This is a genomic window from Aeromonas sp. QDB23 (assembly GCF_027707745.1).
GTDB classification, from domain to species: domain Bacteria; phylum Pseudomonadota; class Gammaproteobacteria; order Enterobacterales; family Aeromonadaceae; genus Aeromonas; species Aeromonas allosaccharophila.
Window position 1 is genome coordinate 72816 of the sequence record NZ_JAPCJA010000009.1, and the last position, 22543, is coordinate 95358.

Genomic DNA, 22543 nt, shown 5'->3' on the forward strand with positions numbered 1-22543 from the left:
CTGAGCTGACTCATCGCGGCCGGACTTATTCATCGCGGCTAAAGAGCGCCTCGATGAAGTCGTTGGCAACGAAGGGACGCAGATCGTCGATCCCCTCGCCCACCCCGATATAGCGGATCGGGATCTGGAACTTGTCGGCCACCGCGAAGATGACGCCGCCCTTGGCCGTCCCATCCAGCTTGGTCAGGGTGATACCGGTCAGGCCCACTGCCTCGCTGAACAGCTTGGCCTGGCTCAACGCATTTTGCCCGGTGCCAGCATCCAGGGTCAGCATGACCTCGTGAGGGGCCTCTTCGTCCAGCTTCTTCATCACCCGCACCACTTTCTTGAGCTCTTCCATCAGGTTGCTCTTGTTCTGCAGGCGACCGGCGGTGTCGGCGATCAACACATCGGCGCCGCGGGAGCGGGCAGCCTCGATGGCGTCATAAATCACGGAAGCGGAGTCGGCACCGGTATGCTGGGCGATCACCGGAATATTGTTGCGCTGACCCCAAACCTGCAACTGCTCGACCGCAGCGGCACGGAAGGTATCACCCGCCGCCAGCATCACACTCTTGCCTTCGGCCTGGAACTGCTTGGCCATCTTGCCGATGGTGGTGGTCTTGCCGACGCCGTTCACGCCGACCATCAGGATCACGTAAGGCTTCTTGCTGGTGTCGATCACCAGCGGCTGCTCGACCTTGGCCAGCATCTCGCCCATGTCCTGTTTGAGCAGGCCATAGAGCGCCTCGGCATCCTTGAGCTGTTTGCGATCCGCATGCTGCACCAGGCCTTCGATGATGCGAGTGGTGGTATCCACGCCGAGATCGGCGGTCAGCAACTGGGTCTCCAGCTCTTCGAACAGCTCATCGTCAATCTTCTTGCCACGGAACAGACCGAAGAAGCCGGAGCCGATATTCTCCTTGGTGCGCACCAGACTGCGCTTGAGGCGAGCAAAGAAGCCCTCCCGCTGCGGTTTGTCCTGAGTGTCGTCGTCCACCTTGGCGGCCAGTGGCAGGGCGGCCAGCGCGGCGGCCTCAGCCTCCATCTCGGCGACCAGCCGCAGGTCTTCCGCTCGCTGGGCCTCTTTGGCGATACGCGCTTCTTCCGCAGCTTGAGCTTCAGCGGCAATACGCACTTCTTCTGCAGCGCGGGCTTCGGCTGCAATACGAGCCTCTTGCGCAGCACGGGCTTCGGCAGTAATGCGAGCCTCTTCCGCGGCGCGGGCTTCGGCGGCAATACGGGCTTCTTCCGCGGCACGGACTTCGGCAGCAATACGAGCCTCTTCTGCAGCCTGAGCTTCGGCGGCAATACGGGCTTCTTCCGCGGCACGGACTTCGGCAGCAATACGAGCCTCTTCTGCAGCACGAGCTTCGGCGGCGATACGGGCCTCTTCCGCTGCACGGGTTTCAGCAGCAATGCGAGCCTCTTCTGCAGCACGAGCTTCGGCAGCAATACGAGCCTCTTCCGCAGCGCGGACTTCGGCGACGATACGCGCTTCTTCTACGGCGCGGGCTTCGGCTGCAATTCGGGCCTCTTCCGCGGCGCGGGCTTCGGCAGCGATACGAGCTTCTTCCGCAGCCTGCACTTCTGCGGCAATACAAGCAGCTTCGGCAGCTTGTGCTTCTGCCGCGATACGAGCGGCTTCGGCAGCTTGCGCCTCTGCGGCTGCACGTTCCTCTTCGGCGAGCAGCGCTTCGTTGACGATCACCGGCTCCAGATCGGAGGCGCACTCCTCAACCACCAGCGGACCGTGGTCGTCCAGCTCGGTCGGCAGGCAGCAATCATCTTGCAAAACGGTATTGTGTGCGCTGGCAGGCACTTCGGGGGCAACAGCCGGCGTACTATCGGAAACGGGAGCGGGGGTAGCAGCGACCTCGGGCTCAACGGTAACGGGGGTGGCTTGGGGTGTCTGTGGTTGGACAGCCTCAGCCTCTTCTTTCTTGCGGCCGAAACCCAGCCAGGAAAACAAACCTTTTGCCATCTAAAAATACTCACATCAAAGGCTGACTGCTAAGATAGCCGTCCCTTGGCGGGTCGGCATAAAAATGAACCGCCTTATACTACCACTTTATTTTCTGACGATGAAACGCGATGCCCAGAGTGAAATCCAGCCGTAGCAACCCGAGCAAGAGTCCCGCCCCGCAAGGAAAATCGGGCTTTGTAAGAATCATCAGCGGCCAGTGGCGAGGCCGCAAATTGCCGGTCAAGGATGTGGAAGGGCTCAGACCCACCACGGATCGCGTCAAAGAGACCATCTTCAACTGGCTAGCCCCCCACATTCGCGGCACCCGCTGCCTCGACCTGTTTGCCGGCAGCGGTGGACTCGGCCTGGAGGCGCTGTCGCGCTATGCCGAGCAGGTGACCCTGATCGAAATGGACAAGGGGGCCGCCGACCAGATCAAGAAGAATCTGGCCGCCCTCGGCAGCAGTCAGGGTCAGGTGATCCAGTCTGATGCGGTGAGCTGGCTGCAAGGCCCTGCCACCCCTTTCGATCTGGTGTTCCTCGATCCACCGTTTCGCCGCGAGCTGCTGCCGCAAGTTTGCGAACTGCTGGAGCAGCGCGGCTGGCTGGCAGCGGATGCCCTGATCTATCTGGAGCGGGAAAAAGAGATGGCCGATCTGGCGCTGCCTGCCAGCTGGCAGTTGCTCAAGGACAAACAAGCAGGCCAGGTCTGCTACCAACTCTATCTAAGGGAGGTAAACAATGAAGCGAGTCTTTAATCTGCTGGCGATGGGGCTGGTACTGTTCTTCTGGTTTGGCGTGCTGGTGAGCCTGATTGCCCCGCTGCCCGGCAAACTCAACGGTTTTCTGCCGGTCTGCGGCGTAATTGTCGCGCTGCTGCACTGGCTGCAGGCCAGCATGATCAAGGCAGCTTGCAAACGCTACTTCGCGGTCACCAAGACCGAGTTTGTCACTGTGCTGATATTTGGTGTGTTTGGCATGGTCGACATTCGTCAGCGCCTGCAAGAGATCGTCAACGCCGCCCAGCGCGGCAATCTCTCGGGCAAACCATAAAAGAAAAGGGGACGGCGGTAGCCGTCCCCTAGAGTCGTGTCGTCCTGTCCGTAGAACTGCAATGCTCCCTGCAATCCCTGACGTTATCCTAATCCTTTGGAATATCCCCTTTCCAATCCGTTGGCGTGTCCTGCGGCGTTCCTGGCCTGGCAATTCATCCTGAACTGCTTCACTGTCTCCATCCTGGAGGTGTCCATTACCACGTCCTGTGGGGGTCCTTGCGTCTTCCTGACCGATAACCATCCGGGTTATCTCACTTCATCCTGAAGTATTCCTCTCGCATCCGGCGAGGTCCTGTTCATCCTGAAGAACGAGGTTCCGTTCGTTCTGCTCTCATCCCGAGAGTGTCCTGCCGCGTCCTGCGGTGTTCCTTTATTCATCCGTGACGATAATCATCCTGATTATCGAGCTCATCCTGAGGTGTCCCTTGTCCACATCCTGCGGACTATTCCATCTTTATGCGCTGCCCTGCATCCTGCCGGACCAGCTCCGTCCTTGTGAGACCCATAGTAAGGAAATGCGCACCCCGAACAAGGGCCATCCGATGATAAAGATCTGATGCCGCTCCCATTTCAAAAAACAAACTTAAAAACTAACCCTTTAATATCAGATAGTTAATTAGTTTCACAGGAAATCTCGATCATTCTGGCATGGCTTCGCGTACGGTTCAAAGCGCCAGCCTCTTACAGTGGCTATGGCAGATCTCTTACACGGGTTTCGCCCCCAAAAACGGGGCAGGAAAACGGTTCAATCCTGTCGTTAAGACTTAAAAATTAGTTGAATAAATATGCTTAAAAAAACAGCAAAAAAAAAGAGCCGAGACCAGGCTCGACTCTTCACATGCAATTTCTTAATCAGCTCAAGCGGTTGGCCGGATTGAGATAGGCCTTGCGCAGCGATTCCGGTGCCAGCACCTCCAGTTCACCGCTGATGTTGTTCAGCCAGCTGCGAAACTCCGGGGTGTCCTGCACTTCGGTCTCCACCACCACGCTGCGCTTGTCATAGCGGGTCATGCGCGGGTTGTTGCCGGGGATCTGATTATCCACCAGCGACTGGCTGTTGGCATCGATCCGGCCGACGAAGCGGATCGGGCCGCTCACATCCTGATAGCCCTGATCGCGGATCAGCTTCTGGATATTGAAATCCTTCGGCTGGGTGGCGCTGAAGTTGGTCAGCTCCACGTTCTTGATATGGTCAAACGGGATACCGTAGACCTTGGGATCCAGCTCGGACAGGGTGCAGAGCAGGATCGGACCGTCCGGCTGATTGAGAATGCCGAGCGGGTTGATACGGTCGTAGCAGAGCCACACGGTGCGCTCTTTGATCACGCGCTGGATCTCGGCACTGAACTTGCGACCACGCCAGAGCGCATCGCGGATCAGGGTGCTGCGGCGGATCTCCGGGTTGCCGGCAAACGGACGCGGTGACTGGTGGACACTCTCCAGCCAGCGTTCGGCCAGTTCACTCTGGCTGTCGCGGATCACCTGGCTCGCCTTGTCGACCAGCGGATTCAATTCGGTCAGTACACTCGCCGGCAACAGTTGGCTCGCCTGATCACTCCAGGTTTTCAGGGCCACAGCCAGCGAGAGCGGCATGATATTGGCAAAGTCATTGAGGCCGTGGCGCTCGAAGCACCAGCCATGGGGTTTGCTGCGCTCGTCCGAGGTGAGGTCGAACAGTCCCATGCCGGACATCTCCTCCAGGTCCCGTTGCACGGTACGCAGACTGACGTGGATACCTTCCTCTTCCAGTTTTACCTGGAGTTGGCTGGCGGTCAGCTTGTAAGGGCGGTGCGGGATGCAACGCGCCAAGGTCAGTTGTCGTAACAGCTTCTTGCTCATGGTGCTTGCCTTCACTGGTTTAGCGTTGACTGTATGCTAGTCGTGACTTGCGACAGTCTATGTCGCAAGTTTTGCTGCGACAACTGTCGCCATTTTCATACAAACACAATCATGATGTTGATATATAAGAGAAAATATGAAAAAAGCAGGGGCGGAGAGGGATAAAATCAGCAACAAAACCATCAAATTAAAGTTCTAGGGGATGAACTTGCGACAGGTAAACAATCCAAAATAAAATAATTAAACAGAATAATATCTCGATAGGGGGAGGCGTACCTCCCCCGAATCATTTACAGCAGCCACGACCAGGCTGACTTGGTGATGGCTGCACCGACCATGTAGCCAAACACCGCCAGCGCCGCCACACCGGCCACCAGCTTCTGACCGCGGGCCGGGCGCTTGAGCGCCATGACACCCAGACCGATATAGAGCACCAGTGCCATCAGCTTGGCCATCAGCCAGGGTTGTTGGCCGGGGCTCAGCTGCAAGGTCACCGCCAGCAGCACACCAAACAGCAGCAGGAAGGTGTCGTTGATATGGGGCAGGATCTTCAGCCACTTCTGCTGCAACCGATCGCTGCCGGCCAGCGCCAGACTCCAGCGATAGATAAAGAGCAGCAGACTGACCAGCGCCAGCGTCATATGCAGGTGTTTGAACATGGGGTAATAGGCAATCATTTTGCTTCCTTGTCGTCGTCGGGTAGCCCGCTGTTCCAGTTGTGGGCATGGATACGCTCCTGCCCCTCCTCGTCGTCTTGCAACAGATCGGAGAGGATCTCCCGGTATTGCAGGCTCTTGTTGATATAAGTGTGTTCGTCGTCCAGATAGTTGACCTGCTCGCGCAACAACCAGTTATCGTGCTGCTTGAAGGTCTGCCCCGCCCGCCAGGCTTGGTTGGCTCTAAACCCAAGCTGGGTCAGGGCCTCCACCCCCAGATCGACCGCCGAGCCCAGGGTTTCCCGGTGCACGCTCTCGACCCCGTGCCGCAGGATCTCGTGGGCATGGGGTCGATCCAGCGCTCGCGCCAGGATCTTCAGGTGCGGGAAGTGCTTCTGCACCATCTCAATCACCGCCAGCGAGGTGGCAGGATCGTTGATGGAGAGCACCAGCAACTTCGCCTTGTGCGCCCCTGCGGCATGGAGCAAATCGATCCGGCTGGCATCGCCATAGAAGACCTGATAGCCATACTTGCGCAGCGTTTCTATCTGGCTGGCATCCTGCTCGAGGATGGTAGTGCCGATGCCGTGACCATGCAGCAGACGCCCCACGATCTGACCGAAGCGGCCGAAGCCTGCGATGATCACCGGATGCTCCACCAGCTCAGGTTGCTCATGCTGCGGTGTGTCGCTCTGGTTACGGTAATCGAACCAGGGCTGGATCACCCGATCGTTGAGGATCAGCAGCAGCGGGGTCAACGCCATGGAGAGCGCCACCACCAGCGTCAGCAGCGAGATGGTCTCACCGGGCAACACCCGGTTTTGCGCCGCAAACGAAAAGAGCACGAAGGCAAACTCGCCCCCTTGCGCCAACGCCAGTGCGAAGGTCCAGCGCTGACTCGGCGAGATGCGGATGGCAAAGCCGAGCGCCATCAGCACCAGCCATTTGAGCGCCATCAAACCAACCACCAGCGTAGGGATGAGGAAGGGGTGCTCGGCAAACAGGCCAAAATCGATCCCCGCCCCCACCGACATAAAGAACAAACCGAGCAGCAAGCCCTTGAACGGCTCTATGTCCGCCTCCAGCTCGTGGCGATATTCGCTGTCGGCCAGCACCACACCGGCGAGGAAGGAGCCAAGAGCGGGCGAGAGGCCCACCGACTCCATCAGCACCGCGATGGCGATCACCAGCAGCAGGGCGGCGGCGACGAAGATCTCCCGCATATGGGACTGGGCGATGGCGCGAAACACCGGCCGCATCAGGTAGTGGCCACCCAGCACGATGCCGGATATCGCCGCGACCACCAGCAGACCATGTTGCCAACCCGCCAGTTCGGAGCCGCCATTGCTGGCGACCGGCGCGATGGCCAGCAGCGGCAGGATCGCCAGGATCGGAATGACCGCAATATCCTGAAACAGCAACACGGCAAAAGCGGAGCGACCGCTCTCGCTCTGCATCAGTTTGCGCTCCTGCAGGCTCTGCAACACGATGGCGGTGGAGGAGAGCGCCAGGATCAGGCCGATGGCCAGCCCCTGTTGCAGCGGCAGACCGATCAGGTGCGCCACGCCGGTCAGCGCCGCCGTAGTGAGCAGCACCTGCAGGCCGCCGGTGCCGAGGATCGGCCCCTTCAGCTGCCACAAGAGGGCCGGACGCAATTCCAGCCCGACCAGAAACAGCATCAGCACCACGCCAAACTCGGCGAAGTGCATCACATCCTTCTGTTCGCCCACCAACCCCAGCAGGAAGGGGCCTATGATGATCCCCGCCAGCAGGTAGCCGAGCACCGAGCCCAGCCCCCAGCGTTTGGCCAGCGGCACCGCGATAACGGCGGCAGAGAGGTAGATAAAGGCATCAAACAGGATCCCGTGGCCCATCAGTCAGCCCTCCGTGTGAAGGTCTGATCCGGCTCATGCGCTCGGCCAACAAGCTGCCCGTATTTCATCAAAGCACCTCCAGCAAGTCGCGCAGATAAGGGCGCCCAGCCAACTGCTCCGGGGTCAAGTGATCATCACGCAAGGCACAAAGCAGCTGGCGGTAATCCTGCCCACAACGGCGAAGGGCGGCGGGATCCTTGATCTTGTGAAAGGAGTGCAGCACGAAGGGGGGCAGCCAGTTCATGCCGCACAAGGTGGCAGCCTGCTGAAATGGCAGCAGAAAATCGAGCAGCGGTCGGCTGTTGTACCCCTCGCTGCAGTAGGACTCCGGCGCCCCGCCGGTGGTGATGGCGCTCAGCCACTGCTTGCCCTTGAGGGCATGGGCTTCGGGGCCGTAGGCGTAGCCGTACTCCAGCACCAGATCCATCCACTCCTTCATGATGGCCGGGCAGGAGTACCAGTAAAACGGGTGCTGAAAGACGATGATGTCGTGCTCACAGAGCAGCGCCTGCTCCCGCTTCACATCGATGAACATGTCGGGATAGTGCTGGTAGAGGTCGTGAACCGTGACCCCCTCCAGCCCCTCAATCGCCTGCAACAGCTGCTTGTTGGCCCGCGAGCTCTGCAGAGCGGGATGGGAAAAAATTACCAGAATGCGTTTCATGACCACATCACCCGAACAAAGCCTTGCAGTGCAAGGCACGGTAAACAGAAAAGGGGAGTCTGGGGAGCTGCATCGTAAAGGTGCACCGGAAAGCGACCTTATCAGGAAGCGCCATAACCTGCCAACTCGGGGATCAGCTCCCGCAGCGCCGGATTGAGGGTCTGGTGGGCGGGATAGCAGAGCCCAATCCGGCGAAACATCCGCGGCCCGCTCACCGGCAGGGTACAGAGCCCCGCCTCATCCTCCACCAGCCCGTCCGGTAGAAAACTGATGCCGACCCCCGCCAGCACCAGCGCCATCACCAGCCCCTTGCTCTCGGCCTTGGCCACCAGATTGAGGGTAAGGCGGTCACAGGCCAGCAGGCCGATAGTCTGCTGATGGGCTTCGCAGGGCGGGCACTCAATAAAATCATAATGTTGCAGCTCGGCCAGCTCGATCCTTTCGCGGCTGGCCAGGGGATGGTGGACCGGCACGCAGAGCACGTAATCCTCCTCCCACAGCGGCAGGAAGATCTCGTCCTCCCGGCGCAGGGCATCCAGCGTCAAGCGGCAGTCGGCGGGCGTGGTGTAGTCGGAGAGGGTGAGATCCAGCTGCGGCAGCACGCGCTGTACTTGCTGCAGCAGCCCGGCCACCCAGCGGCGACTCAAGTCCGGCATGATGGCGATATTGAGCTTCGCGCGCGTCGCTTTCTGGCGAAACAACTCCGGCAGACGGCGCGCCTCCTCCACCAGCTTGACCGCGTGGGGATAGAGATAGTGGGCCGGATCTTTCGCCACCACCCCCTTCTTGCCCCGGACAAACAGACTGTCACCGAGCGCCTCTTCCAGCTGGCGCAGTCCCGCCGAGAGGGAGGGCTGGCTGACGTGGCAGCGCTCGGCCGCCGCCGTGATGTTCTTCTCTTCATAGATGGCGATGAAGAAACGCAGCAATCTCAAGTCCAGCATAAGCCCAACCATAGTTTTTTCAGATGATAACCAGCGGAAAACAATATTTATCACTTATAGATGCAGTGACTATAGTGATTGGGTTCCGTGCTGGCCAGCCACCTGTTTGCTCAAACCGACTCTTGAATCAGAAGGAAAGACCCATGTCCAAATCTCTCGTCGTGATCACCGGCGCCTCCGCCGGGATCGGTGCCGCCATCGCCCGTGCCTTCTCTGCCGCCGGTCATCCGCTGCTGCTGTTGGCCCGCCGGGTCGAGCCGATGCAGGCACTGAACCTGCCCGATACCCTCTGCATCGGGGTCGATGTGACCGACACCGCCGCCATGAAGGCCGCCGTCCAGCAGGCGGAAGCCAAATTTGGCCCGGTCGGCTGCATGGTCAACAACGCCGGCGTCATGCTGCTGGGTCAGGCTGACGTGCAGGATCCGGCCGAGTGGCAGCAGATGCTCAACATCAACGTGATGGGGGTGCTGAACGGCGTCCACGCGGTGCTGGCCGGGATGAAGGAGCGCCGCAGCGGCACCATCATCAACATCAGCTCCATCGCCGGTCGCAAGACCTTCCCGAGCCATGCTGCCTACTGCGCCACCAAGTTCGCCGTCCACGCCCTGACCGAGAACATCCGCGAAGAGGTGGCCGATGTGGGCGTACGGATGGTGACCATTGCCCCGGGTGCGGTCGAGACCGAGCTGCTCAGCCATACCACTGACGAGAACATCAAGGCCGGTTACCACGACTGGAAAGATCAGATGGGCGGCGTTATTGCGCCGGAAGTGATCGCCGATGCGGTGCTCTACGCCTGGAACCAGCCTGCCAACGTCTGCGTGCGCGAGATCGTGCTGGCGGCGACCCGTCAGCAACCTTGAATCCGGGCTGACTGACACCATGGGGAGGGCTTGACCCTCCCCCGGGGCACAGGGTTACCATGTGCCCCTTGTTATTTTCGAGTCATTCCATGGTTCTCACCCGTCGCCAACTCGCTCACGCCCGTCGCTGGCTCCCCTTGTGGAGTCTGGTGCTGGTGTTGATGTCGTTTGGCAGCCGGGCCGCAACCGACCTCTGTACCCTGACCACCCACTGCAGCCAGAGCGAGCGTACCCTGGAAAAAGCGATGCCCTGCGGCAGCTTTACCACCGCCCTCTCGATGACACTGGTAGGCAGCGACAGCCTGACGGTCGCCGTGCTGGAACCGGATACCCCCGACTTCGCCTCCCCCTCTCTCTTTATGCCGGACGCCCCGTGCGAGCGGCTCGAACGTCCCCCACGCACCCAGATCTGAAACGCATCCCGTATCGGGCATCTTTTCTTTCAATCTGAGGTGAGTGATGTACAAACCCCTGTTACTGGCCATGCTGGCCGGTACCGTCAGCTTTTCGGCTCTCGCGGCCGAGAAGATGACCGTCTACAAATCCAGATATTGTGGCTGCTGCCAAAGCTGGAACGAGCACATGGAGCAGAATGGCTTCGAACTGGAGGTCATCGAAACCGAGCAGCTCGGCGCAGTGAAGCAGCAATACGGTATCGCGCCGGAACTGGCCTCTTGCCATACCGGTATCGTAAATGGCTATGTGATCGAGGGGCATGTACCGGCCGCCGATGTGCAGAAGCTGCTCAGGGAAAAACCGGCAATTCGTGGCCTGACCATTCCGGGCATGCCCCAGAGTGCGCCGGGCATGGATATTCCGGGCCATCCCTATGAGGTACTGAGTATCAGCAACGAGGGCGCGACCACCCACTGGTCGAGCTACCCCGGCTGACGAAGACTGGTCATGAGAGGACACTCCCATATCATGTGAGGCACACCTGAGCGGACTCTTGCCGCTCATGGCCAGAAAGAGGGCCGCTATCGCGAGATAGCGGCTTTTTTTGATTACATTTCCTGCAATAACAAGGGATTGCTTGCAACCACCGGCAACAAGGGGCAGATTTAATGCCAATTCATGGAGCCGATGCTCAGGTCTACCAACCCTTTCCAGCGCCAAGGATGCGACATGTTTACCTTTTCCCGAGGAGTTCTGCTGCTAGCCTTTCTGACAGTTCTCCCCCCCACTTATGCCAATGAAGAGCCCGTCATGCTGACAAGCGAACATCCAATCCAGCCGCCCGTGGCCGCCAAACATCCCCGCACCCTGAAAAAACACGGGGATACCCGCATCGACAACTACTACTGGCTGCGCGACGACCAGCGTCAGGCGCCGGAAGTACTGCAATACCTCGAGGCCGAGAACGCCTATACCGAGGCCATGCTCAAGCCGACCCAGCCCCTGCGCGAACAGCTCTACAAAGAGATGGTGGCCCGCATCCCCCAACAGGATGAGTCGGTGCCCTATGTGAAGAATGGCTACCGCTACCAGACCAGCTATGAGCCGGGCAAGGAGTACGGGATCTATTCGCGCACCAAGCTCGGCGAAGAGCAGGCGAGCCTGCTGCTCGACAGCAACCAGCGGGCTGAAGGGCACGAGTTCTATGCCCTCGGCGCCCTTGAGGTGAGCCGCAACAACCGCTGGCTGGCTGTGGCGGAAGATTTCCTCTCCCGTCGTCAGTACCAGATCCAGTTCCTCGATCTGGAGAGCGGCCAGTGGGCCACCGACAAGCTGGAAAATACCTCCGGCAATCTGGTGTGGGCCAACGACAACAAGACCGTCTTCTATGTGCGCAAGCACCCGCAGACCCTGCTGCCCTATCAGGTCTATCGCCATACGCTCGGGACGGATCCGGCCACGGACAAGCTGGTCTACGAGGAGAAGGATGACTCCTTCTACGTCAGCCTCTACGCCACCACCTCGGAAGATTTCATCGTCATCGCCCTCTCCAGTACGACTACCGGCGAAGCACGACTGATCGATGCCAACCAGCCGGAACACGCCCCCCGCCTGTTCCTGCCCCGTCAGGTGGACCACGAATACAGCCTGGATCACTACCGCGGCCGCTTCTATGTGCGCTCCAACAAGGACGGCAAGAACTTCGGCCTCTACGAGACCAAAGAGAGCCCGGTCGATCGCTGGAAGGCGGTGATCGCCCCCAATCCGGACGTGCTGCTGGAGAGCTACGCCCTGTTCAAGGATTGGCTGGTGCTGGAGGAGCGCAACAAGGGGCTGACCCGACTGCGCCAGATCAACTGGCAGAGCGGTGACGAGAAGGAGATCGCCTTCGACGATCCCGCTTATGTCACCTGGCTCGCCTACAACCCGGAGCCGGATACCAGCGCCCTGCGCTATGGCTACTCCTCCATGACCACCCCCGCCTCCACCTATGAGCTGGATATGGCGAGCGGCAAGCGCACCCTGCTCAAGCAGCAGCCGGTGGCAGGTTTCAAGGCCGACCAGTACGCCAGCGAGCGACTCTGGGTGACAGCCCGCGACGGCGTAGCGGTGCCGGTGTCGCTGGTCTATCGCAAGGACAAGTTCAAGAAAGAGCAGGCCGATACGCCCAAGAATCCGCTGCTGGTCTATGGCTACGGCTCCTACGGCGCCAGCATGGATCCCGACTTCAGCAGCTCGCGCCTGAGCCTGCTGGATCGCGGCTTCGTCTACGCCATTGCGCATATCCGGGGTGGTGAAGAGCTGGGCCGCCACTGGTACGAAGATGGCAAGTTGCTGAAAAAACAGAATACCTTCAATGACTTCATCGATGTCACCAAGGCGCTGGTGGAGCAAGGCTACGGTGCCAAAGATCAGGTCTACGCCATGGGCGGCAGCGCCGGTGGTCTGCTGATGGGGGCCGTCATCAATCAGGCGCCAGAACTCTATCGCGGCGTGGTGGCGCAGGTGCCGTTCGTCGATGTGGTCACCACCATGCTGGACGAGTCCATCCCCCTCACCACCGGGGAGTATGACGAGTGGGGCAACCCGAACCAGAAGCGCTACTACGACTACATGAAGAGCTACAGCCCCTACGATCAGGTGAAGGCGCAAGCCTACCCCAACTTGCTGGTCACCACCGGGCTGCACGACTCGCAAGTGCAGTATTGGGAGCCCGCCAAGTGGGTCGCCAAGCTGCGCGAGCTGAAAACGGATGATAACAAGTTGTTACTGAACACCGACATGGACGCCGGCCACGGTGGCAAGTCGGGCCGCTTCAAAGCCTACGAGGATATCGCGCTGGAATACGCCTTTATCCTGGATCTGGCCGCCCCGGCCAACTGATCCATCATGACTCCGGCCCTTGTCACGCAAGGGCCGCATAAGAATCCTCTCGTAGTTTTTCCCTCTTCCATTTCCCTTCATATCAAATTAATCTGCGGCTAGAAAATGAATGATCGAGGTCATGTTTCTCAAGATTTAACTCCGTGATTTTGCCATTTCGTTTGATTTATGTTGGGTGAATGTGCTTAATCGGAGTGCTTGCAACTTTTTATTTGGCCCCTCAGGGGCCAATTTATCTTCGACCGACAGGAGGTCGGTAGCCTCACCACAGGATGGGGTGACTGCCGGAAAGGGGTGATCAACTCCCCCGCTTTCGTGCAACGAGAAGAGTGGGCAAGCCCGGCGCAGAACGGGGTTGCCATCAATTTATCCGGGGAACGGATAAACAAAATCAAAGAAAAGGGAGAAAAAATGAAAGGATTAACTTTGGCGTGCGCCCTGTCGGCGGCTCTGGTCGGTGTCTCATTCGGTGGTCCGGTACAAGCGCAGGAGCGCTTCGTGACCATCGGCACCGGCGGTCAGACCGGCGTTTACTATGTCGCTGGCCAGTCCATCTGCCGCTTCCTCAATCGCGGCGCCGCCGATCACCAGATCAAGTGCAACGCCCCGGCCAGCGGTGGCGGTGTTGCCAACGTCAACGGCATCCGTAGCGGCGAATTCAACTTCGGCATCATGCAATCCGACCACCAGTTCAAGGCGATGAAAGGGCTGCCGCCGTTCCAAGCCGAAGGTGCCATGGATGACATTCGCGCCGTTTTCTCCCTGCAGAGCGAGGTGTTCACCATCCTGGCTCGCCGCGATGCCAAGATCGCCAGCTTCGACGATCTGAAGGGCAAGCGCGTCAACATCGGCAACCCGGGCTCCGGCCAGCGTGACACCATGGAAGAGATCATGGCGGTCAAAGGCTGGAAGAAGGGCGACTTCGGTCTGGTCTCCGAGCTGAAACCGGCCGAACAGGCCTCCGCCCTCGGTGACAACAACATCGACGCCATGAGCTACTTCGTGGGTCACCCGAACGGTGCCATTCAGGAAGCCTCCACCACCACCGATGCGGTACTGGTACCTGTGACCGGCGCCGACATCGACAAACTGCTGGCCGAGAAGAGCTACTACAGCAAGGCCGAGATCCCGGGCGGTATCTACAAGGGCAGCGACAAGCCAACCCCCTCCATCGGTGGCAAAGCGGTGCTCTCCACCAGCGCCAAAACTGATCCGGAAGTGGTCTATCAGCTGGTCAAGTCGGTGTTCGACAACCTGGATCGCTTCAAGCGCCTGCACCCTGCCTTTGCCGACCTGAAAGAGGCCGACATGATCAAGGTGGGTCTCTCTGCACCGCTGCATGAAGGGGCTGCCCGCTACTACAAAGAGCGCGGCTGGCTCTGATTGAAGGCCCCGGGGCCTTTGTCACTCTCTTCGACACCCGTCTGCCGCCTGATTGCGGGGGCGGGTGTCGCTCTTGTTGTACTCGTTGGCACAAGTTAACCCTATGCAAGATAAACAACTCTCTACCGAGGAACTGATCGCCCAGGATGTGGGCGCTCGCCTGCCGCTGGGCCCGCTGGGCTGGATCATCACCGCCCTGGCGCTGGCCTGGTCGCTGTTCCAGCTCTGGATCGCCTCACCACTCCCCTTCATGGTGGGATTTGGCGTACTCAATGACACCGAAACCCGCTCCATTCACCTCACTTTTGCCCTGTTGCTGGCTTTTCTGGTGTTCCCGGCATTTCGCTCCTCGCCGCGAGATCGGGTCCCCCTCGGCGATATCGCCCTCGGCCTGATTGCTGCTGGCGCCGCGTCTTACCTGTTCGTGATGTATGAAGCGCTGGCGCTGCGTCCCGGCACCCTGACCACCGCCGATCTGGTGACCGCCTGCATCGGCATTCCGCTGCTGCTGGAAGCGGCGCGCCGCGCGCTGGGGCCGGCACTGGCGGTCATCGCCATCGTCTTTTTGGTCTACAGTCTGGCGGGCCCCTGGATGCCGGGACTGCTGGCACACCGCGGGGTCAGCTTCAGCGCGCTGGCCAACCACCAGTGGATCACCACCGAAGGGGTGTTCGGCATCGCCCTTGGCGTCTCCACCAGCTTCGTGTTCCTGTTCGTGCTGTTCGGCGCCCTGCTGGAGCGGGCCGGTGCCGGTCACTACTTTATCCAGCTCGCCTTCAGCCTGCTCGGTCACCTGCGCGGCGGCCCGGCCAAGGCGGCAGTGGTCGCCTCCGGCCTGACCGGTCTGATCTCCGGCTCGTCGATTGCCAACGTGGTGACCACCGGCACCTTCACCATCCCGATGATGAAGAAGGTGGGCTTCAGTTCAGAGAAGGCGGGGGCGGTCGAAGTGGCCTCCTCGGTCAACGGCCAGATCATGCCACCTGTGATGGGAGCCGCCGCCTTCCTGATGGTGGAGTATGTGGGCATCCCCTACGTGGAGATCATCAAGCACGCCTTCCTGCCTGCCGCCATCTCCTACATAGCGCTGCTCTACATCGTCCATCTGGAGGCGCTGAAACTGGGCATGCAGCCCATCGGCAACCATCAGCCCAAACCCTGGCTACGCCGCCTGACCGGCTTCGCCTTTGGCGCGGCCCTCATCAGCGGCCTGTCACTGGCGGTCTACTATGGCCTCGGCTGGCTCAAACCTGCGCTGGGTGACTACGCCCTGCCGGGGATCTCGGTACTGCTGGCTGCCACCTATGTGGCCCTGTTGAAGATCGCCGCCAGCAATGAACCGTTGCCCGCCGAAGATCCCGACAAGCCGCTCACCGAGTTGCCCGATACCCGCGCCGTGCTGCTCTCCGGCCTGCACTTCCTGCTGCCGGTGGTGGTACTGGTGTGGTGCCTGATGGTGGAACGCCTCTCGCCGGGGCTGTCCGCCTTCTGGGGGACCGTGATGCTGGTGATCATCCTGCTGACCCAGCGCCCGCTGCTCAACTGGCTGCGCAAGGACGGCAAGCACGACTACGGCACCGTCGTGGACGGCGTGGTGGATCTGCGGGAAGGGCTGGTCGCCGGTGCCCGCAACATGATCGGTATCGGCATTGCCACCGCCACCGCGGGGATTATCGTGGGTGCGGTCTCCCAGACCGGGGTTGGTCTGGTGCTGGCTGATCTGGTGGAGTTCCTCTCCATGGGCAACCTGCTGCTGATGCTGCTGCTCACCGCCCTGTTGAGCCTGATCCTCGGCATGGGGCTGCCCACCACTGCCAACTACATCGTCGTCTCCAGCCTGCTGGCACCGGTGGTAGTGACGCTGGGGCAGCAAAACGGGCTGATCGTGCCGCTGATCGCGGTGCACCTGTTCGTCTTCTACTTCGGCATCATGGCGGATGTGACGCCGCCGGTGGGGCTGGCCTCCTTCGCGGCTGCAGCTGTCTCCAAGGGCGATCCCATCAAGACCGGGATCACGGCGTTTTACTACAGCCTGCGTACCGCGGCGCTGCCGTTCCTGTTTATCTTCAACACCGATCTGCTGCTGATCGACGTGGACTTCGCCCACGGGGTGCTGATCTTCATCGTGGCGACCATCGCCATGCTGATCTTCGCCGCCGCCACCCAGGGCTGGTTCCTGGTGAAGAGCCGCTGGTACGAGAGCCTGCTGCTGTTACTGGTCGCCTTTACCCTGTTCCGCCCGGGTTTCTGGATGGACATGGTGCACGACCCCTATCGCGAGACCCCGCCTGCCCAGCTGGCCCAAACCATGGGTGAAGTGGAGGCGGAGAGCACCCTACGGCTGCGGATCCTCGGTGAAGATGCGGTGGGCAAACCGCGCAAGTTCACCCTGCTGATCGCCGTACCGGATGGGGCGGATGGCGAGGAGCGGCTGACCAATCTGGGGCTGAGCCTCTATGAGCAGGATGGCAAGACGCTGATCGACAACGTCGCCTTTGGCAGCCCGGCCGCCACCATGGGGCTGGAGTTCGATCAGGAGATCCTCACCGTCAAGGCGCCGACCGAACGCTGGACCAAGGAGTGGATGTGGATCCCGGGCTTCCTGCTGTTCGGGGTGATCGTCTGGCTGCAGCGTCGCCGCAGCAAGGCCGGTTAATCCGCCGGGCAGATTAGACCGAGGGCCGCCAGTGCGGCCCTCTTTTTATTGCCTTACCCTCTGCGGCTCTTGCGATGGGCGACGGTCATGGAAAAGTTAAACGGTGGCGAGCAACCAAAAAAAGTGGGGTGACATGTCCATGTCACCCCCTCGCAAATAGCATGTTCCATATTGGAGTCCGGCCACGCCGGGTCTCTGTTTCACTTTCCGATAGTTCGCTACCCATCTGAAGTGAGCGCCCATTGCCGCGAAGCAACTGGCCAGCAACCCGTAACAACCCTCGTCCACACGGCAGACAAGCCGCCGTGTTTGTCCTTGCAACTGAAATATTACGCATAAAAACAAAATAAAAAACGTTTTTATGCCCATTCCATTCACATGCAAGTACAAAAAACAGCCTTATCATCACCACTAAATTGTTATAAAACAGCCAGATAGATCCAAGCATGGTTATTCACCCGCAAGGGTCGTCTGCAATGGCTTACAAGGCTTTGCGAGATCTCGCACAAAAAATGGCCGCCTCACAGCCAGCGGCGCAGCGGCAACCAGTCGCTCAGGCGGGCCACCAGCCGCCTTGACCACCCCTCGGGTTTGCGCGGCGATCCCTCGGCCTGCTCCTGCCAGCGAGCCAGCCACATTCGCAGCGCCTCGCAGATCGGCGGGCAGTGCAGATGCAGCATCAGCTCGGTATTGAGAAACAGCGAGCGGGGATCGAGGTTGAGGCTGCCAAACAGCGCCCGATCCTGCCCCAGCAGGATCAGCTTGGCGTGCAGGCTGCCGTGGCCATGATCAAACTCGGCAACCCGGATCCCGCGGCGCTGCAACCAGCCGAGATAGCGCTGATAGGCGCCATAGACCAGCGGCACATCGGTGCTGGCCAGCGAGTTGGTGAGAATGTCGATGGCGACCCCCTGCTGGCGCAGCCGCGCCAGACGGTGCCGAAACCCGCGGGTCAGGATGAGGTAAGGAGTCACCAACCCAAGCGAGCCGGGATTGTCAGCCAGCTGGCGCCACAGCTGACGGGCGGTGGTGGGGCGGGAGATCAGCCCCTTGCCGGGACGGTCGAACCACACCTCGGCCCGCCCCTCGTGCCATTGCAGCGGCACATCGCTCTCGTCAAACAGCGCCGCAGGCAGATCGTAGACCGTGGCCACCGCCGGATCCGTCATGGTGAACAGGAAGTCATTGACCACCTGAATTTCAGCGGGCAGCAACTCGCGGCGTAGCAGATGGCGGATGGGGTGGCTCCAGCGGCTGTGCCAGAATTGCTCGAACCCCTGCACCATCTGCTGGCACAGCCCCCCCTGACAGGCGAGATCGAGATCCACGAAGGGGGCCTGCAGATCCATCCCGAAGTAGCGATCGCCGATGTTGCGCCCGCCGATCAGCGCCAGCTTGCCATCCACCAGCAGCAGCTTGTTGTGCATCCGGTGGTTGATGCGGCGAAAGCTGAGCAGCCCCTCCAGCAACAGTGCCAGCGGGCGCCAGCCCCGCAGCCAGAAGGGGTTGAACAACCGCACCTCGATCCCCGGATAGTGAGCCACCATCTCCAGAAAGCGGTTGTCACCGGCATAGAGATCATCCACCAGCAGCTGCACCTTGACGCCACGCCGGGCGGCATGGAGCAGCTCGCTCAGCAGCAGCTTGCCGCTGCTGTCCTCCTCCCAGCTGTAGTACTGCGCCTGGATCCGCTCGCAGGCATGGCGGATCCAGTGGCAACGCACCTTGAGTGCCAGCCGGGGATCGTCGATCAGGGCAAAGGATCCGGGGATCATGGTGTCATCCTGCTGTCATGGCCGGGTGTCATAACGCTGGCGAGCCTCTTCACATATTCAAAAGGAGTTGCTGATGGAACTGCATGATACCCCGATGTTGCGCTATCTGGGCCAGCTCAGCCAGCCAGATCTCATCCCGACCACCGGCCCCGCCCACTGGTTTTTGCAACACAGGGACGGTGGCTGGCAATTGCCGACCGTGCAGGCGACCCTGCCGGTCAACCGGCTCAGGGCTGAGCCGCTTCGATAGCGGCAGCCTTGCCCTCGATCTGGGGCAGGCTGAAACGATAGGCCACGTAGTACTTGTAGATGGTGCCGACATAGTTGATCGGCCCCTGCCCAACTTCGTTGGCCACCAGCTGATCCACGTTGCCGAACCAGACGTTGGGATCGAGCCCCAGCTTCTCGGCCTTGCCCCGCAGCGCCTGCACCCGGTTAGGCCCCGCGTTGTAGGCGGCGAGGGCAAACAGGTGGCGGTTGAGCCGATCCAGCTCGGGATCATTGAAGTAGGTATCGAGGATCAACCGCATGTAGCGGCAGGCGGCTTCCACATTGCCCTCAAGGGTGGTCAGTCTGGCGCCGTTGATACCGACCTCCCGCCCCGTGCCAGGCAGCAGTTGCATGATGCCCACGGCCCCCTTGTGCGAACGCACCTTGGGATTGAGGCCGGACTCCTTGTAGCCGAGCGCCGCCAGCATCAGCCAGTCGAGATCGTATTGATTGGCGTACTTCTCCAGCACCTTGCGAATGGTCGCCAGTCGCCCCATGGGGTCCGGCGCCAGGATATTGCTCATCTGATCGCTGTGAACCAGCAACCGGCGCAGGGTCATGTCGCTGTAGAGGCTGTTGCGGCTGACACTCGCCAGATAGCCATTGACCGCCTTGAGCAGCTCGGGGCTGTTCTTGCGTAGCGCCCAGGCGCTGGTGCCGTTGCTGCGTAGGGGGATCAGCTTGTGAGCCTTGAGGCCGGAGATCATCCCCCCCAGCCAGATCCGCCCCTTGTAGCTGTCGGTCACCGTCAGGGGAATGATGCCGGCGGCCACCATCTCCAGCAGATCGCCATCCTGCAGGTATTCGGGCACCGTCTCGATATAGACGGGGGGCAGCCCCAGCTCGCGAAACAGCCAGTTGAGCTGACGCAGACTCTCGTAGTAGCTGGAGCTGGCGCGCACCCAGACCCGCCTGCCGGAGAGCTGGGTAATGCGGTTGAAGGCGGGCAAGCTGTTCTGGCTCACCACCCACTCCTCGATGGAAGAGATGAGCGGCCGGGAGAAGGCCACCTGTTCACGCCGGGTCGGGGTCACCGTCATGGTCGCTGCCACCAGATCGCCGCGCCCTTCGGCCAGATAGTCCAGCAGCTTGTCCTGGCGCACCGGGATGTAGACCACCTTGAGCTTGACCTTCTCCTTGGCGAGATAGGTCTTGTTCAGCCAGCGCTCGAACCCTTGTAGCTGGTTGACCAGAATGCCGTACTGGGAGCCGCGATCGAGAAAATAGAAGCCGCGCTCATAGACCACCAGAGCCCTGAGTTCGCGTTTTTGCAGAATGCTTTCGAGATCCCCGGGTTGGGGCAGACGCAGTGGCTTGAGTTCAGCCGCCAGCAGGGGAAAACAGCAAAGGGCCAGCAGAGCCCAGATCCAGCGTCGCATCACGATGGCTGCCCCTGCGCTAACGTCACGCCTGCTGCCGATTGGCAGCACGGATCACGATAGAGGGTGGGATTGGGGGCAGAGATCCATCGCTGCGTCATGATGTTTGCGCCTTCTGTTGGCCGACTCGCGCCGGGCAAAAACGTCTGTGGGATAGAGTAACTATAGAACGCCGACCCACAGCAGAAGGGTCAACACGGCAGGCAAACCTGCCGCGTTATCAGACCACTCAGATAGAGCGGGCCCGCATTTCGAAAATCAGTTTTTCGGCGGTGCAGGTGAATTGCAGGCGGGCTTTCAGGATCACGCCGTTGGCGCCCTGGGTCAGTTCGCTGCTCACTTGAGCTTCGGCAGTGACCTGTTTGGCCAGTGCTTCATAGGCAGCCAGCTTGGCGCGGGCATCAGCCTCGGCCGCGGCTTCAATAACCAGATCCATCACATCGTCGCCTTCGCCGATGATGGTGCCGATCTCGGCAAAACAGCCGCAGCTGTCACAGGTTTCGTTCAGTTCAACTTTCTCGTCTACAGACATTTTCTACTCCTACTGCTTATTTCGGATGATTTGCGTCGTCACGCATCGCCTTGCGAAAATCTTTGATGGCGGTCCCCAGATCCTCACCTGCACCGGCAAGACGCTTGCTGCCGAAGACCAGCACAACGACCAGCAAGAGGATCAGCATATGCCAGATATGAATTCCACCGAGTCCCATAGGGATACTCCCTCACAAAGAGATATCTATTACTTGTATCAAAATAGAGCGCTGGGATTGTTGGGCAAAATCAAGGCAGGTGCAAGTGAGCAAATAAATCATAGCCAAAAAATAGGGCGACCCTGAGGTCGCCATATTGATTGTGCTACATGTCCCCTCAACCGCTACATCCTGTACCAGTGGTTCATGCGAACCTGAGACCATTCGAGGATAAGATCGCCAAGATATGAAAACAAATGGTATAAATTCATCTTAGAATTGAAGAGGATTCATATCATGCTGCTGGAACAACTGGGTCGCATCGACCTCAATCTGCTGATTATCCTGCAGGTACTGCTGGAAGAGCGCAACGGCAGCAAGGCGGCACGCCGCCTTCATCTGAGCCAATCCGCCGTCAGCAAGGCCCTCGGCCGCCTGCGCGATACCTTTAACGATCCCCTCTTCATCCGCTCTGCCTACGGGCTGGAACCCACCGGCCGTGCCCTTGCGCTGCAACAGCAGTTGCAACCCATCCTGCTGTCGCTGGACAATCTGATCCAGCCGCCAGAGTTTGACCCCGCCAGCTCCGAGCGGGAGTTCGTCATCGCCAGCATGGACAGCGCATTTACCCTGTTTGCCCCGCTCTACCTGAGCGAGCTGAAGCGGCAGGCACCAAGGATCCGCCTGCGTTACGAGGAGTGGACCGAGAACAGTCTGACCGAGATGAGTCAGGGGCAGGTGGATATCGCCTTCGCGGTGCGGGAGAACTGCATCAGCTCCGATTACCGGCTCGATACCCTGCCCGACAGCATCTGTCAGCGAGTGCTGGCGGTCGATGATCTCACCTGTCTGGTGCAGCAGCACCACCCCGCGCTGCGGGAGCCCAACTGGAATCTGGATCACTATCTCAGCTACCCCCATGTGCAGACCTATTGCGAGGGACGGGATCGCTGGATGCTGGATCACAAGCTGGCGGAGCAGGATCTCTATCGACGTATCGAGGCGACCGTGCCCTCCTTCGAGGCGGCGCTGCGGATGGGGATGCACTCCGACATGATAGTGACCCTCTCCAAGCTCTACGCCCGCCACGCCACCCAGGTCTATCCGCTGTTGCAACTGCCACTGCCCATCGGGTTGGACAGCATCTCCCACCTGCTGATCTGGCATCAGCGTCACAGCGAGGATCCGGGCCACCGCTGGCTGCGGGAGCTGTTGCTGTCCCTCATCATGAGCAAACTGGAACCCGCAGCGACCACACACGGGTGACGG

General features: G+C 60.2%; 20 protein-coding genes. 10 read left to right on the top strand and 10 right to left on the bottom strand.

Annotation, left to right across the window (positions count from 1 at the left end):
- Nucleotides 1–25 precede the first annotated feature (25 nt).
- Nucleotides 26–1963, bottom strand: a complete 1938-nt coding sequence (ftsY, locus tag PG888_RS06445) for a signal recognition particle-docking protein FtsY (RefSeq protein WP_270693004.1) — start codon at nt 1961–1963, stop codon at nt 26–28.
- A gap of 110 nt (nt 1964–2073) precedes the next feature.
- Here ftsY and rsmD point away from each other — a divergent pair, with 110 nt between their 5' ends.
- Together rsmD and PG888_RS06455 are read left to right on the top strand one after the other, a co-directional pair.
- Nucleotides 2074–2703 carry a 16S rRNA (guanine(966)-N(2))-methyltransferase RsmD gene (gene rsmD / locus PG888_RS06450; protein ID WP_042057088.1) on the top strand — a complete coding sequence of 210 codons (630 nt, stop codon included), beginning with the start codon at nt 2074–2076 and terminating at the stop codon, nt 2701–2703.
- Nucleotides 2687–2998, top strand: coding sequence for a DUF1145 domain-containing protein (locus PG888_RS06455; RefSeq protein WP_042057085.1), 312 nt, complete (start codon nt 2687–2689; stop codon nt 2996–2998). Before rsmD ends, PG888_RS06455 begins: the two co-directional genes overlap by 17 nt.
- An 854-nt stretch (nt 2999–3852) precedes the next feature.
- On the opposite strand, the gene PG888_RS06460 is transcribed toward PG888_RS06455, so the two are convergent.
- The 5 genes from PG888_RS06460 to PG888_RS06480 all read right to left on the bottom strand — a co-directional run bounded on the left by PG888_RS06460 (nt 3853) and on the right by PG888_RS06480 (nt 8977).
- Nucleotides 3853–4839 (bottom strand): helix-turn-helix transcriptional regulator, encoded by a 987-nt coding sequence (locus tag PG888_RS06460; protein ID WP_042057084.1) that lies wholly within the window; start codon nt 4837–4839, stop codon nt 3853–3855.
- 290 nt (nt 4840–5129) lie between these two features.
- The gene (locus PG888_RS06465) at nt 5130–5516 is read right to left on the bottom strand and encodes a SirB2 family protein (protein WP_182938826.1); all 387 of its coding nucleotides are present in this window, start codon (nt 5514–5516) and stop codon (nt 5130–5132) included.
- The gene (locus PG888_RS06470) at nt 5513–7369 is read right to left on the bottom strand and encodes a monovalent cation:proton antiporter-2 (CPA2) family protein (RefSeq protein WP_270693005.1); all 1857 of its coding nucleotides are present in this window, start codon (nt 7367–7369) and stop codon (nt 5513–5515) included. Before PG888_RS06470 ends, PG888_RS06465 begins: the two co-directional genes overlap by 4 nt.
- A 67-nt stretch (nt 7370–7436) precedes the next feature.
- Nucleotides 7437–8033 (bottom strand): glutathione-regulated potassium-efflux system oxidoreductase KefF, encoded by a 597-nt coding sequence (gene kefF / locus PG888_RS06475; protein ID WP_182938824.1) that lies wholly within the window; start codon nt 8031–8033, stop codon nt 7437–7439.
- 101 nt (nt 8034–8134) lie between these two features.
- Entirely contained in the window at nt 8135–8977 is an 843-nt protein-coding gene (locus PG888_RS06480) for a LysR family transcriptional regulator (protein ID WP_182938823.1), read from the bottom strand.
- Between the two features lie 143 nt (nt 8978–9120).
- Here PG888_RS06480 and PG888_RS06485 point away from each other — a divergent pair, with 143 nt between their 5' ends.
- The 6 genes from PG888_RS06485 to PG888_RS06510 all read left to right on the top strand — a co-directional run bounded on the left by PG888_RS06485 (nt 9121) and on the right by PG888_RS06510 (nt 17161).
- Nucleotides 9121–9843 (top strand): SDR family oxidoreductase, encoded by a 723-nt coding sequence (locus PG888_RS06485; RefSeq protein ID WP_182938822.1) that lies wholly within the window; start codon nt 9121–9123, stop codon nt 9841–9843.
- Between the two features lie 89 nt (nt 9844–9932).
- Nucleotides 9933–10256, top strand: coding sequence for a hypothetical protein (locus PG888_RS06490; protein ID WP_005342845.1), 324 nt, complete (start codon nt 9933–9935; stop codon nt 10254–10256).
- 46 nt (nt 10257–10302) lie between these two features.
- A complete protein-coding gene (locus tag PG888_RS06495) occupies nt 10303–10734 on the top strand; it encodes a DUF411 domain-containing protein (RefSeq protein WP_182938821.1) in 432 nt (143 codons plus the stop codon).
- Nucleotides 10735–10968: 234 nt separating this feature from the next.
- Nucleotides 10969–13122, top strand: a complete 2154-nt coding sequence (locus PG888_RS06500; protein ID WP_182938820.1) for a S9 family peptidase — start codon at nt 10969–10971, stop codon at nt 13120–13122.
- A gap of 411 nt (nt 13123–13533) precedes the next feature.
- On the top strand, nt 13534–14505 hold the full coding sequence (locus tag PG888_RS06505; RefSeq protein WP_042057072.1) for a TAXI family TRAP transporter solute-binding subunit: 972 nt from the start codon (nt 13534–13536) through the stop codon (nt 14503–14505).
- Nucleotides 14506–14608: 103 nt separating this feature from the next.
- Entirely contained in the window at nt 14609–17161 is a 2553-nt protein-coding gene (locus tag PG888_RS06510) for a TRAP transporter permease (protein ID WP_182938819.1), read from the top strand.
- Between the two features lie 521 nt (nt 17162–17682).
- Here PG888_RS06510 and PG888_RS06515 read toward each other — a convergent pair.
- On the bottom strand, nt 17683–18936 hold the full coding sequence (locus PG888_RS06515; RefSeq protein ID WP_182938818.1) for a phospholipase D-like domain-containing protein: 1254 nt from the start codon (nt 18934–18936) through the stop codon (nt 17683–17685).
- A gap of 73 nt (nt 18937–19009) precedes the next feature.
- Between PG888_RS06515 and PG888_RS06520 the strand changes: the two genes are divergently transcribed.
- Entirely contained in the window at nt 19010–19186 is a 177-nt protein-coding gene (locus PG888_RS06520) for a hypothetical protein (protein WP_182938817.1), read from the top strand.
- Here PG888_RS06520 and PG888_RS06525 read toward each other — a convergent pair.
- The 3 genes from PG888_RS06525 to tatA form a co-directional block, all read right to left on the bottom strand.
- A complete protein-coding gene (locus tag PG888_RS06525; protein WP_182938816.1) occupies nt 19164–20585 on the bottom strand; it encodes a lytic transglycosylase F in 1422 nt (473 codons plus the stop codon). The genes PG888_RS06520 and PG888_RS06525 overlap by 23 nt on opposite strands.
- A 229-nt stretch (nt 20586–20814) precedes the next feature.
- Nucleotides 20815–21117 carry a YfcZ/YiiS family protein gene (locus tag PG888_RS06530; protein WP_005339945.1) on the bottom strand — a complete coding sequence of 101 codons (303 nt, stop codon included), beginning with the start codon at nt 21115–21117 and terminating at the stop codon, nt 20815–20817.
- 16 nt (nt 21118–21133) lie between these two features.
- Nucleotides 21134–21295, bottom strand: coding sequence for a twin-arginine translocase TatA/TatE family subunit (tatA, locus tag PG888_RS06535; protein ID WP_042057064.1), 162 nt, complete (start codon nt 21293–21295; stop codon nt 21134–21136).
- A gap of 276 nt (nt 21296–21571) precedes the next feature.
- Here tatA and PG888_RS06540 point away from each other — a divergent pair, with 276 nt between their 5' ends.
- Nucleotides 21572–22540: a LysR family transcriptional regulator gene (locus PG888_RS06540; protein ID WP_042658151.1), complete on the top strand. Its 969-nt coding sequence runs from the start codon at nt 21572–21574 to the stop codon at nt 22538–22540.
- Nucleotides 22541–22543 lie beyond the last annotated feature (3 nt).

Coding starts and splice junctions, on each gene's coding strand:
- ftsY (WP_270693004.1), bottom strand. CDS start 1,963: ATGGCAAAAGGTTTGTTTTCCTGGCTGGGTTTCGGCCGCAAGAAAGAA.
- rsmD (WP_042057088.1), top strand. CDS start 2,074: ATGCCCAGAGTGAAATCCAGCCGTAGCAACCCGAGCAAGAGTCCCGCC.
- PG888_RS06455 (WP_042057085.1), top strand. CDS start 2,687: ATGAAGCGAGTCTTTAATCTGCTGGCGATGGGGCTGGTACTGTTCTTC.
- PG888_RS06460 (WP_042057084.1), bottom strand. CDS start 4,839: ATGAGCAAGAAGCTGTTACGACAACTGACCTTGGCGCGTTGCATCCCG.
- PG888_RS06465 (WP_182938826.1), bottom strand. CDS start 5,516: ATGATTGCCTATTACCCCATGTTCAAACACCTGCATATGACGCTGGCG.
- PG888_RS06470 (WP_270693005.1), bottom strand. CDS start 7,369: ATGGGCCACGGGATCCTGTTTGATGCCTTTATCTACCTCTCTGCCGCC.
- kefF (WP_182938824.1), bottom strand. CDS start 8,033: ATGAAACGCATTCTGGTAATTTTTTCCCATCCCGCTCTGCAGAGCTCG.
- PG888_RS06480 (WP_182938823.1), bottom strand. CDS start 8,977: ATGCTGGACTTGAGATTGCTGCGTTTCTTCATCGCCATCTATGAAGAG.
- PG888_RS06485 (WP_182938822.1), top strand. CDS start 9,121: ATGTCCAAATCTCTCGTCGTGATCACCGGCGCCTCCGCCGGGATCGGT.
- PG888_RS06490 (WP_005342845.1), top strand. CDS start 9,933: ATGGTTCTCACCCGTCGCCAACTCGCTCACGCCCGTCGCTGGCTCCCC.
- PG888_RS06495 (WP_182938821.1), top strand. CDS start 10,303: ATGTACAAACCCCTGTTACTGGCCATGCTGGCCGGTACCGTCAGCTTT.
- PG888_RS06500 (WP_182938820.1), top strand. CDS start 10,969: ATGTTTACCTTTTCCCGAGGAGTTCTGCTGCTAGCCTTTCTGACAGTT.
- PG888_RS06505 (WP_042057072.1), top strand. CDS start 13,534: ATGAAAGGATTAACTTTGGCGTGCGCCCTGTCGGCGGCTCTGGTCGGT.
- PG888_RS06510 (WP_182938819.1), top strand. CDS start 14,609: ATGCAAGATAAACAACTCTCTACCGAGGAACTGATCGCCCAGGATGTG.
- PG888_RS06515 (WP_182938818.1), bottom strand. CDS start 18,936: ATGATCCCCGGATCCTTTGCCCTGATCGACGATCCCCGGCTGGCACTC.
- PG888_RS06520 (WP_182938817.1), top strand. CDS start 19,010: ATGGAACTGCATGATACCCCGATGTTGCGCTATCTGGGCCAGCTCAGC.
- PG888_RS06525 (WP_182938816.1), bottom strand. CDS start 20,585: ATGCGACGCTGGATCTGGGCTCTGCTGGCCCTTTGCTGTTTTCCCCTG.
- PG888_RS06530 (WP_005339945.1), bottom strand. CDS start 21,117: ATGTCTGTAGACGAGAAAGTTGAACTGAACGAAACCTGTGACAGCTGC.
- tatA (WP_042057064.1), bottom strand. CDS start 21,295: ATGGGACTCGGTGGAATTCATATCTGGCATATGCTGATCCTCTTGCTG.
- PG888_RS06540 (WP_042658151.1), top strand. CDS start 21,572: ATGCTGCTGGAACAACTGGGTCGCATCGACCTCAATCTGCTGATTATC.